The organism is Methyloversatilis sp. XJ19-49, assembly GCF_024580145.1.
In the GTDB taxonomy this organism is placed as follows: domain Bacteria; phylum Pseudomonadota; class Gammaproteobacteria; order Burkholderiales; family Rhodocyclaceae; genus Methyloversatilis.
The window spans coordinates 167,721-183,495 of sequence record NZ_JANINI010000001.1 but is presented as its reverse complement, the minus strand read 5'-3'; the positions used below and the strand labels follow the sequence as shown (position 1 = coordinate 183,495).

Sequence of the window (15,775 nt, the reverse complement as noted above, 5' to 3'; positions counted from 1 at the left end):
AGGAGGACTGTCATGCAAGTCATCGTCGAATCACGAAGTGCCGAAGCAAGTGCCCTGCGCAGCGTGGCCGAAAACCGGCTGCGCGTGGTGCTGCGGCGTCTCGCCTGGCGGATCCCGAAGGCGCGGGTCAGCCTGTCCGATCTGAATGGGCCGAAAGGTGGCGAAGACAAGCACGTGCAGGTGGAACTGAGGCTGACTGGCGCGCGTCCCGTCGTCGTGTCCGCCACCGGACGCAACTGGCGCAAGGCGATCGATACCGCGCTCGCCAGGGCGAGCCAGCGCGTGGTGCGCACCATGCGCCGTGCCCGGCAGGCGACCACGATGGCGGCACCTCAGCCCGAATTTGAAGCAATCTGAATCTACAGGAGATATCCATATGGAACTGCGATCGAAACGCGGCGCCGACATCACGACGCTGCCCTATGAAGAGGTCGGCTCGACACTGGCCGACGCGCCGCGCAAGGTGCTGCGCAATACCTACATGCTGCTCGGCCTCAATCTGGCTTTCAGCGCGCTGATCGCCGGTGTGGCTGCGGCGATGGCCTGGCCCTCGCCCGGCATCCTGCTGACGCTGGCGGGTTATTTCGGCCTGCTGTTCGCGGTCAGCCGCTTCCGCGACAGCGGCGTCGGCGTCATGCTGACGTTCGCACTGACCGGTTTCATGGGCTACACCATCGGCCCGCTGCTGTCGTCGGTCGTCGCACTGCCGGGCGGCGGCCAGATCGTGACGATGGCGCTGGGTGCCACGGCGGGCGTATTCCTGGCTATGTCGACGTGGGCCAGTGTCACGAAACGGGATCTGAGCGGCATGGGTGGCTTCCTGTTCATCGGCATGGTGGTGGCGATCCTGGCGGGGCTGGGCGCGATCTTCTTCCAGATGCCGGCGCTGTCGCTCACCGTGTCTGCAGCGGTGGTGCTGCTGATGGCCGGCATGATCGCCTTTGAAACACAGCGCATCGTGCGCGGCGGCGAGACGAACTACGTCATGGCCACGACCGGCCTGTTCGTGTCGATCTTCAATCTCTTCACATCCCTGCTGCAACTGTTCGGCTTCATGAGCAGCAGCGACTGAGTCTTCCGGCCGGTCATTCCCCCTTATCCGCGCGCGGCATGACCGCCCGCGGATTTTTTTCGTCTGCACCGGGTTGCAGCGGCGGTAGCGACTGGCTGACCTCAAGCTTGCCTGCCGAGCATCCGTAATCAGAAGTTCGGGACAGTTGCGCGAGCCATCGTTCGCCATGTCTTCGTGCAGGGGGGAGACATGCTTAAGAACTTGAGCGTGAAAAAAGCGTTCACGCTGTTCGGCGCGTCGTCTGCGCTGATCTGCTGCGTCGCATTCAACATGGTTTCGGAGGGTGGCAACTGGCCGGTGCAGATCGGCGTGTCGCTGCTGCTGCTGGCAGGCGGTGCGCTGACCGGTCACTTCATCGGCCGCTTCTACGGTGCGCGGGCGGAAATCATCGTCGGCGGCCTGCACGCGCTGGCCAAGGGGCGGCTCGATCACCGCATCAGTCTCGACGGCAAGGACGACTTCGCCTGGCTGGGCTACGAGTACAACGCGGCGCGCAAGGCCGTCAAGCAACTGGTCGAGCGCCTGCAGGCGCTTTCGACCACGCTCACCGGCTCCGCAGTGGAACTGTCGCAGGCGTCGGGTGAAGCACGTGAAACGGTTACGCGTCAGCTCGATTCGATCCGCGCGGTGGGCAGTGCCATCGAGCAGATGAGTGGCAAGATCCAGGATGTGGAGTCGCTGTCGCGCGAAGCCAGCGATCTGTCGCAGGCGGCCGGGGCGGCATCTCAGGCCGGCAAGCGGACGCTCGAAGGCGCGCTCGACAGCGTGCATGCGGCATCCGGCAAGATGGCCGATTCGCTCGCCGTGATCGAACGACTGGTCGATGACTCACGCGCCATCAACCGCATCAACGAACTGATCAAGGAACTGTCCGACCAAACCAATCTGCTGGCACTCAATGCAGCCATCGAAGCCGCACGCGCCGGCGAACAGGGGCGCGGCTTCGCGGTGGTGGCCGACGAAGTCCGCAAGCTGGCGCAGCGCAGTCAGGCCTCGTCGAACGACATCAGCGAACTGGTGGTGCGCATCCGCGATGACGCGGAAGAGACCATCACCCTGGTGCGCGGGTCGAATGACGAAGTGACGGTGGCGACGCAGAACACCGCCGCTGCAGTGAGCGAGTTCGATGGCATCCTGCAGCGGCTACAGGCGCTGTCCGGCAAGTCGGCGACGATCAGCGACAGCCTCGGTGCACAGAACGCGTCGGTCGGTGAAGTCGTGCGCAATACCGAGTTGCTGTTTTCGCTGTCCGAACAGAACGCAAAGGTCGCCGAAGAAACCGCCCGTCAGGGCACCGAACTGGCCAGTTCGGCGCAGAATCTGCAGGAGGCGGTGCAGGTGTTCCGCATCTGACGCACGGTCAGGCGCCTGATCTCTGACAGTCATCCACCAGCCGGCGCCGGGGTGGCAACGCGACGTCGGCGACGACGGATGGATCGATCTCCTGCAACCGCTTGGGGGCCTCCAGCCGCCACAGCCTGCCGACCGAAGCAGTGCGCCGCCGGCTCCGCAGCGCTCTCCCTGTCCCAAGTGACACGCCCTTATCCCGGAAGGCGATGCCGGCACCGGCAAGGCGTACGTCCATGCCGATCGGGGAATCGCATCGACGAGCGGCGAACAAAACGGCCCCGGCGCAGCTACATTACCCTCCCTGAGAGCGTGCCGAGGCGCCGCAACGCAGTGACGGGACAACGATGAACGACAACAAGGGCAGCAACGCGGCGCGCCGCCGCTCGCGCAAGACCGTATCGGCGCCTGATCATCCAATCGCCGTCACCGTGCCGTCACCGCGCAACATCGTTGCGCTGGGGGGCTCCGCCGGCGGACTCGACGCCTACGAAGCGTTCTTCCGGAACATCCCGGCGGCCAGCGGCCTTGCATTCGTGCTGGTGCCGCACCTTGACCCCAGCCACGCCAGCATGCTGACGGAAATTCTGCAGCGCTACACCGGCATCCGGGTCGTCGAAGCGCAGGACGGCACGGCCGTCCTGTCCGACACGCTCTACATCGTTCCGCCCAACCGCGACATGACGATCGCCAACGGCACGCTGCTGCTGTCGCTGCCGGATGCGCCGCGCGGGCAGCGCATGCCTATCGATGCCTTTTTCAGGTCGCTTGCGGAAGATCAGGGCGAACGCGCAGTCGGCATCATCCTGTCCGGCACAGGCACCGACGGTACGCAGGGACTGCGTGCCATCCTTGGCGCTGGTGGCATCACGCTGGTGCAGGAACCGGCCAGCGCCAAGTACCAAGGCATGCCGTGCAGCGCCATCCAGTCCGGCTATGCGATGCATGTGCTGCCGGCCGAACGGATGCCCCCGCTGCTGCTCGCCAGGCTGCCGAAGCAGCTCGAACATCCCGAAGTGCGCTCCGGGAGCAGTCAGCCTCAGGCAGAACCGCTGCGCAAGGGTGGCGTCGATCGTCTGCTGAGCCTGCTGCGCACCGCCACCGGGCACGACTTCTCGCTCTACAAGAAGAGCACGATAGGCCGCCGCATCGAGCGGCGCATGGCGCAGCACGACCTCGCCGACATCGAGCTCTACGCGCGTTACATGAAGGAGCATCCCGAAGAGACGCAGGCGCTGTTCAAGGAGTTGCTGATCAACGTCACCAGCTTCTTCCGCGACCCCGACGCATTCGATGTTCTCAAGCAGGACATCCTGCCGCTGCTGTTCGCCGGAAAACCGGAGGATTACGTATTCCGCATCTGGGTGGCCGGCTGCTCCACCGGCGAAGAGGTCTACTCAATCGCCATGGTGCTGCGCGAATTCATGGACGACACGCATCAGGAGTTGAAGATCCAGCTCTACGGCACGGACCTCGACGACGATGCGATTGCAGTGGCCCGCGCCGGCCTGTATCCGCCGAATGTTGCAGCCGACATCACGCCTGAACGCCTGCGCCGCTTCTTCGGCAAGGAAGAGGCCGGTTTCCGTGTGAAGAAGGCGATCCGCGACATGGTCGTGTTCGCGACGCAGAATGCAGTCAAGGATCCACCCTTCACCCGGCTGGACATGCTCAGTTGCCGCAATCTGATGATCTATCTCGAGCCGGAACTGCAGAATAGGTTGATCAGCACTTTCCATTACGCTTTGAAGCCAGGTGGCGTACTGTTCCTGTCGCCGTCGGAGAGCACCGGAAATCACCCGGAGCTTTTCTCGGCCATCAACCGCAAGTGGAAATTCTATCGGGCGGTGCATTCGGCACTGCCGACGCGGCTCATGCTGAGCGATCACCCGGCGGCGGCGGTCGGCGGCGGCGGCAAGGAACCCGGCGAAGCGACCAAGGTGGTCAAGGCAGCGAATTTTTCGGACTTCACGCGGCGCGTGCTGCTGCAGTCGTACGCACCTGCCTCGGTGGTGACCGACCTCAAGGGCAACATCCTGTTCGTGCATGGCGAAACCGGCCGATATCTGCGACCGGCGCCGGGCCAGGCATCGCTCAACGTGGTCGATATGGCCCGGGAAGGGCTGCAGATAGAACTGCGCACTGCACTGAACACAGGGGCTGCACAGGGTCAGGCAACGCTGGGCCGCGAAGTGGCGATCGGCGCCGACGGCGGCGATGCGCAGAGGGTGAAGCTCAGCGTACGCCCGCTGCAGGGCCCGGAGAGCGGCCAGAACCTGCTGCTCGTCAGCTTCGAGGACGTGATCGAACCGGCGCTGCACACGCGCCGGAGAAAGCCGCAGAAGGAGGGCTCGCCGGAATTGCAGCGCATCGGCGAACTGGAACGTGATCTCGCCTACACGCGGGAAAATCTGCAGGCGACGATCGAGGAGCAGCAGGCGTCGAACGAAGAACTTAAGTCCGCAAACGAAGAACTGCAGTCCACCAACGAAGAACTGCAGTCCACCAACGAAGAACTCGAAACATCGAAGGAAGAGCTGCAGTCGGTCAACGAGGAGCTGATTTCGGTCAACACCGAACTGCAGGCCAAGATCGAACAACTGGCCAGCATGCAGGACGACATGAAGAATCTGCTCGACAACATCAACGTCGGCACCGTCTTTCTAGACCAGCACCTTGCGATTCGCCGCTACACGCGGGAGGCTGCACGCATCTACCGGCTGGTTGCAACGGATGTCGGGCGTTCGCTGACGGACATCAAATCGGATCTGACAGAAGACCTCGGCGCCGCAGCACAGAACGTACTCGACACGCTGGTGCCGTTCGAGCGCGAGGTACGTACGATTGCCGGCGCCAGCTATCTGGCCCGGATCCAGCCTTATCGAACGCTGGACAACGTGATCGAGGGCGTAGTGCTGACCTTCAACGATATCAGCCGGCGCATCGAGGCGGAAGCCGCCGAACACAAGGCCCGCCAACTCGCCGAGAGTATCGTCGATACGGTACGCGAACCGCTGGTCGTGCTCGACGCCGACATGCGGGTGGTGTCGGCAAGCCGCTCTTTCTATCAGCGCTTCGATACCGCCCCCGATGACACCGTGGGACGCTCGCTCTACGAACTGGGCAAGGATCGCGGCAGAGGTCAGTGGAATGTGCCCGCGCTGCGCGAACTGCTGGAAAGTCTGCTGCCGCGCGACCAGAGCATGAACGACTTTGTGATCGACCTCGAAACCCCTGCCAGAGGCCGCTGCCGGATGCTGCTCAACGCCCGTCGCATCGTCGGTGAAAGCGGGCAGACGCCGCTCATATTGCTGGCGATGGAAACGGCTTCACCGGACATATCGCCAGTCAGCGACTGAGCAGTGCCGAAAGACGCTGCTGCGCCAAACTTTTTGCGTTACGGCAAGGCGGCGGCACTGCCGGCAGGTGATACTACCCAAGTTGTAGGTGAGTCTGCTGCCGACGCGCGCTCAGGCAGTCGCGCACACGCAGAAACGCGAAGAGGCGGTTGCCGATGAGAGGAAAAGATCCTGCCAACGATAAGGCCGCGCTGCGAACTGCCGCGGAAGCTAGGCTCAACCTTGCTCGTTCGTGCCGCGTGCCTCCGCGTCCTGCAGACGAATTGCTGCACGAATTGCAGGTGCATCAGATCGAGCTCGAAATGCAGAACGAGGCCCTCGCCCAAGCCCATATCGCGCTGTAGGAGTCGCGCGACCGCTACCTCGATCTTTACGAGCTGGCGCCGATCGGCTACATCACGCTGACCTGCAACGACCAGATATCGTCCATCAATCTGACCGGCGCAACCCTGCTTGGGGAAGAACGCCGCAAGCTGCTGCAACGGCGCTTCGCACGCTTCATCGTTCCCGAAGACCGTGATTTCTGGCATCGACACTTCATGCAGGCGCTCAGGCAGGACGGCAGATCGACCTGCGAACTGACCTTGCAGCGCAGCGACGGCACTTTCTTCGACGCCAGCATCGATTGTCTGCGCAGCAGCCGCGACGATGCATTGACTCATACGCTTCGCGTGGCAATCAGCGACATCACTGCGCGGCGCAAGCGCACTGACGAGGAACGCCGCATTGCGGCGATCGCATTCGAATCGCAGGAAGGCATGATGGTGACCGATCCGAACGGGGTGATCATCCGGGTCAACCGTGCGTTCACAAAACTGACCGGCTATAGCGCCGAAGAGGCGATCGGCCAGACGCCGAATCTTCTCAACTCGGGGCGTCAGGACGGCGACTTCTATCGGCAGATGTGGGAAGCGCTGAAAGACAGCGGCTACTGGCAGGGCAAGCTGTGGAACCGGCGCAAGAACGGCGAACTGTTCGCCGAATGGCTCACCATTTCGGAGGTGAATGGCCCTGACGGGCGCACGACTCACTATGTCGGTGCCTTCTCGGAAATTACCCGCCACCTCGAGGCCGAAGCGGAAATTCACCGTCTCGCTTACTACGATGCACTCACGCATCTGCCTAACCGGCGGCTGCTGCTCGACCGCATCGCGCAGGCCATGGCGGGCAGCACACGTAGCAATTCGTTCGGTGCCATACTTTTTCTGGACCTGGACAATTTCAAGGTACTGAATGACACGCGCGGCCATGACGTGGGCGACCAGTTGCTGCTGCAGGCCGCAGAGCGCATCCAGATGCATGTGCGCGAAGGCGATACCGTGGCACGGCTTGGCGGCGACGAATTCGTGGTGATGTTGCTGAACCTGAGTGCGGACGCGCACGAGGCCGCTGCACAGACCAGGCTGGTCGGCGACAAGATACGCGAGGCACTCGCGCTGCCCTACCCTCTTAATGGCTGCGACTTCCATTGCACAAGCAGCATCGGAGTCTCGATGTTCCGCAACCACGACGTGCCGGTCGACACGCTGCTCAAGCACGCTGACCTTGCGATGTATGAAGCCAAGAATGCGGGCCGCAACACGTTGCGCTTCTTCGACCCGGCCATGCAGACTGCGCTTGAGGAACGCAGCGCGCTGGAAGCGGATCTGCGCAATGCCGTAAGCGACGGACAACTGCGCGCTTTCTATCAACCGCAACTGGACGATTCAGGACGTGTAATCGGCGCCGAAGCGCTTTTGCGCTGGCTGCATCCGGCGCGCGGCCTGGTATTGCCCGGCGACTTCATTGCGCTGGCCGAGGGAACGGATCTGATCAGGCCGCTCGGGCGCTGGGTACTTGAATCCGCATGTCAACAGATTCGAAAATGGTCCGCTTCGAAGGTCACGCAGCATCTGATCGTTGCAGTGAACGTCAGCGCACGCCAGTTTCACCAGAGCGACTTCGTCGATGAACTGGCGGCCATTGTCGCGCGGACCGGTGCCGACCCCGCCCGGCTCAAGCTCGAATTGACCGAAAGTCTCGTGATCGAGGACATCGACAAAACCGTCCGGCGCATGCAGCAGATCAAGGCACAGGGCATTGCACTGTCGCTGGATGACTTTGGAACCGGGTTTTCGTCGCTGTCCTGCCTCAAACGCCTGCCGCTGGACCAGATCAAGGTCGATCAGGTGTTCGTCCGCGACCTCGCCAGCGATCCGGACGACGAGGCCATCGTGCAGGCCATCGTCACTATGGGGCGCATCCTCGGTCTCGACGTGATCGCCGAAGGGGTGGAGACAATTGCGCAGCGCGACCGCCTGCGTGAATTTGGTTGTCTGCGATACCAGGGTTATCTGTTTGCGCCGCCGCTCGCGCCGGATGAATTCGAGCGGTTCCTGTGCGAGGGCGCCGGCAGCTGAACGCCGGGCGCGCACCGACCTGCCGCGATGAATGTCGGCGGGAAGAAAAAGGGCGCTTCAACATTGGAGCGCCCATTTCACATCGCCGGTTGTCGCGATGAACCGCGTGTCAGCCCGGTGCGCGTTCGCCGCTCATCGCCAGCATCAGCTGGTTCATGCGGCGCACGAACGTGGCCGGATCTTCCAGTGCGCCGCCTTCGGCCAGCAGGGCCTGATCGAACAGCACCGCCGCCCAGTCGTCGAAATGCGCGTCTTCGTTGCGCAGCCGCTGCACCACCGGGTGCTGCGGATTGATTTCGAGCGTCGGCTTGGACGCCGGCGCATCGCGACCGGCCGACTTCAGGATGCGAGCCAGATTGCCGCCGATCTCGAATTCGTCCGACACCAGGCAGGCCGGCGAATCGGTCAGGCGGTGCGTGATGCGCACCTCCTTCACCTGTTCGGCCAGCGTCGCCTGCAGGCGCTCGACCAGCGGCTTGAATTCGCCCTCGTCGCGCTCGCGCGCCTGCTTCTCGGCTTCGTCTTCCATCGCGCCCAGATCCAGCCCGCCCTTGGCGACCGACACCATCGGACGACCTTCGAACTCGGTCATGTTGCCGACCACCCACTCGTCGATGTGCTCGTGCATCAGCAGCACTTCGATGCCCTTCTTGCGGAACACTTCCAGGTGCGGGCTGTTCTTTGCCGCCTTGAACGACTCGGCCGTCACGTAGTAGATCTTGCTCTGGCCGTCCTTCATGCGCGATAGGTAGTCGGCCAGCGACACAGACTGCTCGTCGGTATCGAGATGTGTTGACGCAAAGCGCAGCAGCTTGGCGACGCGTTCGCGGTTCGCCGTGTCTTCGCCCACGCCTTCCTTGAACACATTGCCGAAGGCCTTCCAGAAGGTGGTGAATTTCTCCTTCTGCGCCGGATCTTCGTTTTCGGCCAGGTCTTCCAGCACCGACAGGATCTTCTTCGTGCAGCCGGAGCGGATGGTGTCGATGTCGCGCCCTTCCTGCAGGATTTCGCGCGACACGTTCAGCGGCAGGTCGGCCGAATCGACCACGCCACGCACGAAGCGCAGATAGCCCGGCAGCAGCTTGTCGGCGTCGTCCATGATGAACACGCGGCGCACGTAGAGCTTCAGACCGTGCTTGGTCTTGCGGTCCCACATGTCGAAGGGCGCGCGTGCCGGGATGTACAGCAGCTGGGTGTATTCGTGCCGTCCTTCGACCCGTGCGTGCGACCAGGCCAGCGGCGGCTGGAAGTCGTGGCTGACGTGCTTGTAGAACTCATCGTACTGCTCGTCGGTGATGTCCGACTTCGAGCGGGTCCACAGCGCATTGGCCTGATTGACCGTTTCGTCCTCGTCGGTCGTGATCTGCTCGCCCTCTTTCCACTCTTCCTTCTTCATCACGACCGGCTGCAGGATGTGGTCGGAGTATTCGCGGATGATGTGGCGGAGCTTGAAGCCGGACAGCAGTTCGTCCTGATCCTCGCGCAGGTGCAGCACGATTTCGGTGCCGCGCGCCTCGCGCTCGATCTGTTCGACGGTGTATTCGCCCGCCGTATCGCCGGTCATCGAGCACGACCAGCGCACGCCGTCGGTGGTCGGCAGCCCGGCGCGGCGCGTGGTGACCGTGACGGTGTCGGCGACGATGAAGGCGGAGTAGAAGCCGACGCCGAACTGGCCGATCAGGTTGGCGTCCTTCTTCTGGTCGCCGGTCAGGCTGGAAAAGAATTCCTTGGTGCCGCTGCGGGCGATCGTGCCGAGATGGGAAATCGCTTCGTCGCGCGACATGCCGATGCCGTTGTCGGTGATCGTAATGGTGCGGGCGACCTTGTCGAAGGCGACGCGGATCTTCAGGTCGGAGTCGGATTCGAGCAGGGCCGGATCCGCAATCGCTTCGAAACGCAGCTTGTCGCAGGCGTCCGACGCATTGCTGACCAGTTCGCGCAGGAAAATGTCGCGGTTGCTGTACAGCGAATGGATCATCAGATGAAGCAGCTGCTTCACTTCGGCCTGGAAATTCATGGTCTGGGCGGCGGTGGCGGTTTCCGACATGGCGACTCCGTATGATGAAATGACAACCGCGGAAGGTTGAGACTTCCCCCCGACATTTCAAGTCCCCGCTATGCTGTGCGGTCCACAGATTGTTGACTTCACGATGACCACTCGTCCGAAACTCGGTTTGCCGAGCAAATCCGACAGCCCGACTGCCTCGGACCGCGATCCGGCCCGCAAGCCGGTGCGCAACAGCACCGCCAAGTCCCGTACATTGAGCCGCAATACCACCCAGGTCGCGCCTGCCGCCAAGACGCCGCGCGGCCGCGACGGCGCGCCGCGCCGCGACATGGGTGACCGGCCACCCCGCAAGGATTTTTCCGATCGCCCGCCGCGCACCGAACGTGGCGAGCGCCCTGCCCGCGCGCCCGGTGCCGCCGACGCGCCGAAGCGCCCATGGACACCGCGCCCCGAACGCGACAGCCGTCCGCCGCGTGCCGAAGGTGGCGAACGCGCGCCGCGCGGCAACTTCGCCGATCGTCCGCCACGGAGCGATCGCGGTGAGCGCCCTGCACGTGCGCCCGGTGCCGACGACGCGCAGAAGCGCCCGTGGACGCCGCGTCCCGAGCGCGACAGCCGTCCGCCGCGTGCCGAAGGTGGCGAACGCGCGCCGCGCGGCAACTTTGCCGATCGTCCGCCACGCACCGATCGGGGCGAGCGCCCTGCCCGCGCGCCCGGTGCCGACGACGCGCAGAAGCGCCCATGGACACCGCGCCCCGAACGCGACAGCCGTCCGCCACGTGCCGAAGGCGGCGAACGCGCGCCGCGCGGCAATTTCGCCGATCGTCCGCCGCGCACCGATCGCGGCGAGCGGCCTGCCCGTGCGCCCGGTGCCGACGACGCCCCGAAGCGTCCGTGGACACCGCGTCCCGAGCGCGACAGCCGTCCGCCGCGTGCCGAAGGCAGCGAGCGCGCGCCGCGCGGCAATTTCGCCGATCGTCCGCCACGTAGTGATCGTGGCGAGCGCCCGGCCCGCCCCCCCAATGCCGACGACGCGCCGAAGCGCCCGTGGACACCGCGCCCCGAACGCGACAGCCGTCCGCCGCGTGCCGAGGGCAGCGAGCGGGCGCGCAGCGCCAAGCCCGCCGCCGCGCCACTGCGTCCGGCCAAGCCGTGGGAAGAGCGCGACATGGACAAGAAAGGTCGCGTGAAGGCCGTGCCGGCCGAAGAAGGCGACGACCACCCGAAGGACGGCATCCGCGTGTCGCGCTGGCTGGCGGATCGGGGCGCGGCGTCGCGTCGGGAAGCGGATGACTGGATCGTGCGCGGCTGGGTGACGGTCGATGGCGAAGTCGCCGTGCTCGGCCAGCGCGTGCTGTCGCACCAGAAAGTCGAGGTGAACAAGGAAGCGCGCGCCGACCAGGCGCTGCGCGTCACCGTGCTGATGCACAAGCCGGTCGGTTTCGTCAGCGGCCAGGCTGAAGACGGCCACGAGCCGGCCAGTGTGCTTTTCGTGCCGGAAAACCAGTGGATGGGCGACAAGTCAGGGCAGACCTTCAATCGCAACCATTTGCGCGGTCTGGCGCCGGCCGGCCGGCTGGACATCGATTCGCACGGTCTGCTGGTGCTGACGCAGGACGGTCGCGTCGCCCGCGTACTGATCGGCGAGGATTCGACGATCGAAAAGGAATACCTGGTGCGCGTGCGGGCGACGAAGTCGTTCGGCAACGGCCCGCTGTCGGAAGTCTTTCCGGCCGAATCGCTGGCGTTGCTGAATCACGGCCTAGAACTGGACGACCAGCCGCTCAAACCTGCCAAGGTGAGCTGGCAGAACGAGGAGCAGATGCGTTTCGTGCTGCGTGAGGGCAAGAAGCGGCAGATCCGCCGCATGTGCGACGCGGTCGGCCTCGAAGTGGTCGCACTCAAGCGCGTGCGCATCGGCCGTATCCCGCTCGCCGACCTGCCGGTCGGCAAGTGGCGCTACCTGCGACCGGACGAAGCCTTCTGAACCGCTACACACTGTCACCAAGATGTAGAAAATTTGCATTCTTCATGTAACGCCTCCTTCGTAGTCTGCACACACTACGGAGGCGTTACATGAACGAATTTCTGAAGGCCCTGCATGTCCAGCGTTGGGATGACCACCGCTACTACCACCACAGCCGCATCAACCAGAGCCTGCACCTGATCAGCGCGCTCAGTTTTCTCGCGGCCTACGCAATGCTGTTCGTCGATCCGGCCGCCGCGGCGCTGCTCAGCTGGGGCGTCGCCATGGTGTCACGCCAGTCCGGCCACTTCTTCTTCGAGCCCAAGGGTTACGACCACGTCAACCAGGCGACCCACGAGTTCAAGGAAGACATCAAGGTCGGCTACAACCTGCAACGCAAGATCGTGCTGATGGGCGTCTGGGCGCTGTCACCGGTCGTGCTGTACGTCGATCCGGCGCTGTTCGGTCTTCTCGAGCCGCATGCCGATGCGCGCGGCTTCGTGCACAACACGTCGCTGATCTGGCTTGCGGTGGGCGTCGGTGGTCTGCTGTTCCGCACCGTGCATCTGTTCTTCATCCGCGATGTACAGACCGGACTGGTGTGGATGACGAAGATCATCACCGACCCCTTCCACGACGTGAAGCTGTACTACCGCGCCCCGCTGTATCTGCTGCGTGGCGAGCTGATCGATCCGCGCCACGCACAGCATTCGGCTCAAGCCTGAAGCATGACCTTCGCGGCGAGGACGCCGCTCCCACCGCGGATCAGGTCAGACCGCATCCGCGAGCGCAACCGCTGTCGGCTCAGTGAACCGATGCAGACTACGTATGGGCAGCCGACCTTGCGTGAGGAAGGCGTCTTTCGCCGAACTCCCCGCGCCGCCCTCGCTGCGATCAGTGCTTCGATAATTTCTTTGCAGCGTATCGATCGCGGCGGGGACGCCGCTCCCACAAATTCAGCCCCGCATGATCAGCGGGGACTCCGGGCGGCAAGCGCTGCTCGCCTGACGCCCTGCTCCACCCTCGCCCCGGCTTGTTCAGCCATGCGTTCAACCGCGCTGCGCAAACCGCTCCGCCAGCATTTCCCGCAGGATGCGGCGCTTGACCTGCTTGTTGCTCGCGCCTTCCGGCACCCACCACCAGCCATCGGCCTGCATGCGCCGCGCGGCGGCGACGAAGCGTTCGCAGACGGCATCGAATTCGGCCTCTCCGTAATTCAGGCTGAAGATGAGCCGGCCGGTGCCGACCCAGCTCAGCGCCAGACCTTCGGCACGCAGGTAGTACTGCAGCATCCAGTTGTAGCGCGACGGCACGCTATAGGTCACGGTCCAGATCGACGACAGGTTCACCACCCGCACCGGCAGATCCGCTTCGGCCAGCAGCATGTTCAGCTTTTCGGCGCGCGCGTTCCAGCGCTCATCGAGGCCGTCGTACAGCGCCGCGATTTCGGGCGCATCGAGCGCCCGCAGGAACTCGTTCATCGCAGCCATCACGTGCGGATGCGAATTGAAGGTACCGCGCGCGAAGCAGATGTCGGCCGGCCGGTCATCGCGGTAGCGGCGCATCAGCGCCGCCTTGCCGCACACCACCCCGACCGGGTAGCCACCACCCAGTGTCTTGCCGTAGGTGACCATGTCGGCGCGCACGCCGAAATATTCCTGTGCGCCGCCGGGCGCGAGCCGAAAGCCGACGAATACCTCGTCGAAGATCAGCACGATGCCGCGCGCCGTGCACACCTCGCGCAGCTGGCGCAGCCAGTCGGCGTAGGCGGCGCGATCGAAATGAGCGCGCCGGCCGCCATCGACCAGCGACGAGTCGCCGGGCGCACCGGCGTTCGGGTGCAGGGCCTGCAGCGGATTCACCAGCACGCAGGCAATGTCGCGCCGGGTGCGCAGCACATGCAGCGTATCGGCGTGCATGTCCTTCAGCGTGTAGGTGTGTTCGGCTGCGACCGGATTGCCGACGCCCGGCTGCACGTCGCCCCACCAGCCGTGGTAGGCGCCGCAGAAGCGCACCAGATGGCTGCGCCGCGTGTGATAGCGCGCCAGACGTACCGCCTGCATGACCGCTTCGGTGCCGGACATGTGGAACGACACTTCATCGAGCCCGGATATCGCGCACAGCCGTTTCACGTTGTCGGCGAGCAGCGGGTGAAAACTGCCGAGCACCGGTCCGAGGGCTTCGACCTGTGCGTTGCCGCGCGCCATGCAGCCCTTGTAGAAGTCGTAGCCGAACACATTGACGCCGTACGAGCCGGTCAGGTCGTAGGCGACGTTGCCGTCGAGGTCGGTCACGGTGACGCCGGACGACGATGCGACAAAGCTGCCGGCTTTCAGATGCTCGCGCACATGGCGGCTGAACTGGAACGGCACGCGGTAGGCGCTGGTGAATTGCAGGTCGGACAGCATGGGCTGCACCTCTGCCGTCAGCGCGCGCGTCTTCGGGTAGCGCTCGCGGTACAGCGCGGCAAGACGTTCGAAGGCGAGACGGCGCTGTTCGACCACAGCGGGCGGCGCGTCGTCTGCCGCGAACACGTCAGCCGCGTCGAATTCGTAGAAAGGCAGCAGCCTGGCCACCCGACGCGACATTTTGGAATGGCCGGCGAGCGAGCGGTGCTTGGCGCGCGACAGTTCGAGCCGGCGCTTGACGCGCGGCAGCAGCGCCAGCAGCGCAGCGGCGCCGGCGACATAGAAAGGGAGGGCTTCAGTCATGCCTCACGGAAATATCAGCGCGAGGTTACGGCAACATGAATGACGCCAATCTGCCGGCCCGCCGGCGGCTGCGTGACGCGCTGAACTTCGCGCTGACCAACCGCGTGCCGCGCGCCGCCCTGACCCGCTTCGCCGGCTGGTTCAGCCGGATCGAGCAGCCCCTGGTGCGCGACATGTCGATCGCGCTGTGGCGGCTGTTCGGTGACGTCGATCTGTCGGAAGCGAAAAAGACGCGCTTTGTCAGCCTGCATGACTGTTTCGTGCGCGAGTTGCGCGCCGGCGCGCGGCCGGTCGATGCCGATCCGCTCACGCTGGTCAGTCCGTGCGACGGCATCGTCGTGGCCTGCGGCCGGATCGATGGCGAGACGCTGCTGCAGGCCAAGGGCCTGCACTACACGCTGGAAGAGCTGCTGGGCGACGCCGCGCTGGCGGCGCGGTTTCGCGACGGCTGCTACGCCACCGTGCGCATCACGGCATCAATGTATCACCGCTTCCATGCGCCGCACGATTGCCGGGTGACGCACGTGACCTACTTTCCGGGCGACACCTGGAACGTCAATCCGCCGGCGCTCGCGCGGGTGGACAAGCTGTACTGTCGCAACGAGCGCGCGGCGATCACCACCGCGCTGGCCGATGGCACGCCTGTCCTGCTGGTGCCGGTCGCGGCCATCCTGGTGGCCAGCCTGCGACTGCACTGCCTCGACTTGCTGCTGCACGCCGGCTATCGCGGCCCGCACCGGCTTGACTGCGACGCCACGCTGCGCAAGGGTGACGAAATGGGCTGGTTCCAGCACGGTTCGACCATCATCGTGCTGGCGCCGTCGTCGATGGCGCTGCACCCGCTGACGGTCATCGGCCGACGAATCCGGACCGGCGAGGCGCTGATGCGCCTGCCGGGCCGGTGATCGGATCG

10 protein-coding genes and 1 pseudogene are annotated in these 15,775 nt (G+C 64.6%); 9 read left to right on the top strand and 2 right to left on the bottom strand.

Going from position 1 to position 15,775, the window contains the following annotated elements; all coding sequences use genetic code 11:
• Positions 1–12 precede the first annotated feature (12 nt).
• From NMQ16_RS00835 to NMQ16_RS00810, 6 genes and pseudogenes are all read left to right on the top strand, one after another.
• The gene (locus NMQ16_RS00835; RefSeq protein ID WP_257078559.1) at positions 13–357 is read left to right on the top strand and encodes an HPF/RaiA family ribosome-associated protein; all 345 of its coding nucleotides are present in this window, start codon (positions 13–15) and stop codon (positions 355–357) included.
• A 19-nt stretch (positions 358–376) separates the two neighbouring features.
• Complete coding sequence (locus tag NMQ16_RS00830) at positions 377–1,072, top strand: Bax inhibitor-1/YccA family protein (protein ID WP_257078558.1); 696 nt, start codon at positions 377–379, stop codon at positions 1,070–1,072.
• 207 nt (positions 1,073–1,279) lie between these two features.
• Complete coding sequence (locus NMQ16_RS00825) at positions 1,280–2,425, top strand: methyl-accepting chemotaxis protein (RefSeq protein ID WP_257078557.1); 1,146 nt, start codon at positions 1,280–1,282, stop codon at positions 2,423–2,425.
• 341 nt (positions 2,426–2,766) lie between these two features.
• Positions 2,767–5,778, top strand: a complete 3,012-nt coding sequence (locus NMQ16_RS00820) for a chemotaxis protein CheB (protein WP_257078556.1) — start codon at positions 2,767–2,769, stop codon at positions 5,776–5,778.
• 356 nt (positions 5,779–6,134) lie between these two features.
• Positions 6,135–7,358, top strand: a pseudogene (locus NMQ16_RS00815) (diguanylate cyclase domain-containing protein); the annotation flags it as partial.
• A 24-nt stretch (positions 7,359–7,382) separates the two neighbouring features.
• Positions 7,383–8,177: a bifunctional diguanylate cyclase/phosphodiesterase gene (locus tag NMQ16_RS00810; RefSeq protein ID WP_257078910.1), complete on the top strand. Its 795-nt coding sequence runs from the start codon at positions 7,383–7,385 to the stop codon at positions 8,175–8,177.
• A gap of 109 nt (positions 8,178–8,286) precedes the next feature.
• Here the strand turns inward: NMQ16_RS00810 and htpG are convergent, their stop codons facing one another.
• Positions 8,287–10,224 (bottom strand): molecular chaperone HtpG, encoded by a 1,938-nt coding sequence (htpG, locus tag NMQ16_RS00805; protein ID WP_257078555.1) that lies wholly within the window; start codon positions 10,222–10,224, stop codon positions 8,287–8,289.
• Between the two features lie 103 nt (positions 10,225–10,327).
• Here htpG and NMQ16_RS00800 point away from each other — a divergent pair, with 103 nt between their 5' ends.
• Both NMQ16_RS00800 and NMQ16_RS00795 read left to right on the top strand, forming a co-directional pair.
• Positions 10,328–12,172, top strand: a complete 1,845-nt coding sequence (locus NMQ16_RS00800) for a pseudouridine synthase (RefSeq protein ID WP_257078554.1) — start codon at positions 10,328–10,330, stop codon at positions 12,170–12,172.
• An 89-nt stretch (positions 12,173–12,261) separates the two neighbouring features.
• Positions 12,262–12,876 carry a hypothetical protein gene (locus NMQ16_RS00795; RefSeq protein ID WP_257078553.1) on the top strand — a complete coding sequence of 205 codons (615 nt, stop codon included), beginning with the start codon at positions 12,262–12,264 and terminating at the stop codon, positions 12,874–12,876.
• A gap of 324 nt (positions 12,877–13,200) precedes the next feature.
• On the opposite strand, the gene NMQ16_RS00790 is transcribed toward NMQ16_RS00795, so the two are convergent.
• Positions 13,201–14,862, bottom strand: a complete 1,662-nt coding sequence (locus NMQ16_RS00790) for an aminotransferase class III-fold pyridoxal phosphate-dependent enzyme (RefSeq protein WP_257078552.1) — start codon at positions 14,860–14,862, stop codon at positions 13,201–13,203.
• Positions 14,863–14,897: 35 nt separating this feature from the next.
• Here NMQ16_RS00790 and asd point away from each other — a divergent pair, with 35 nt between their 5' ends.
• Positions 14,898–15,767, top strand: coding sequence for an archaetidylserine decarboxylase (asd, locus tag NMQ16_RS00785; RefSeq protein ID WP_257078551.1), 870 nt, complete (start codon positions 14,898–14,900; stop codon positions 15,765–15,767).
• The last annotated feature ends 8 nt before the right edge of the window (positions 15,768–15,775 follow it).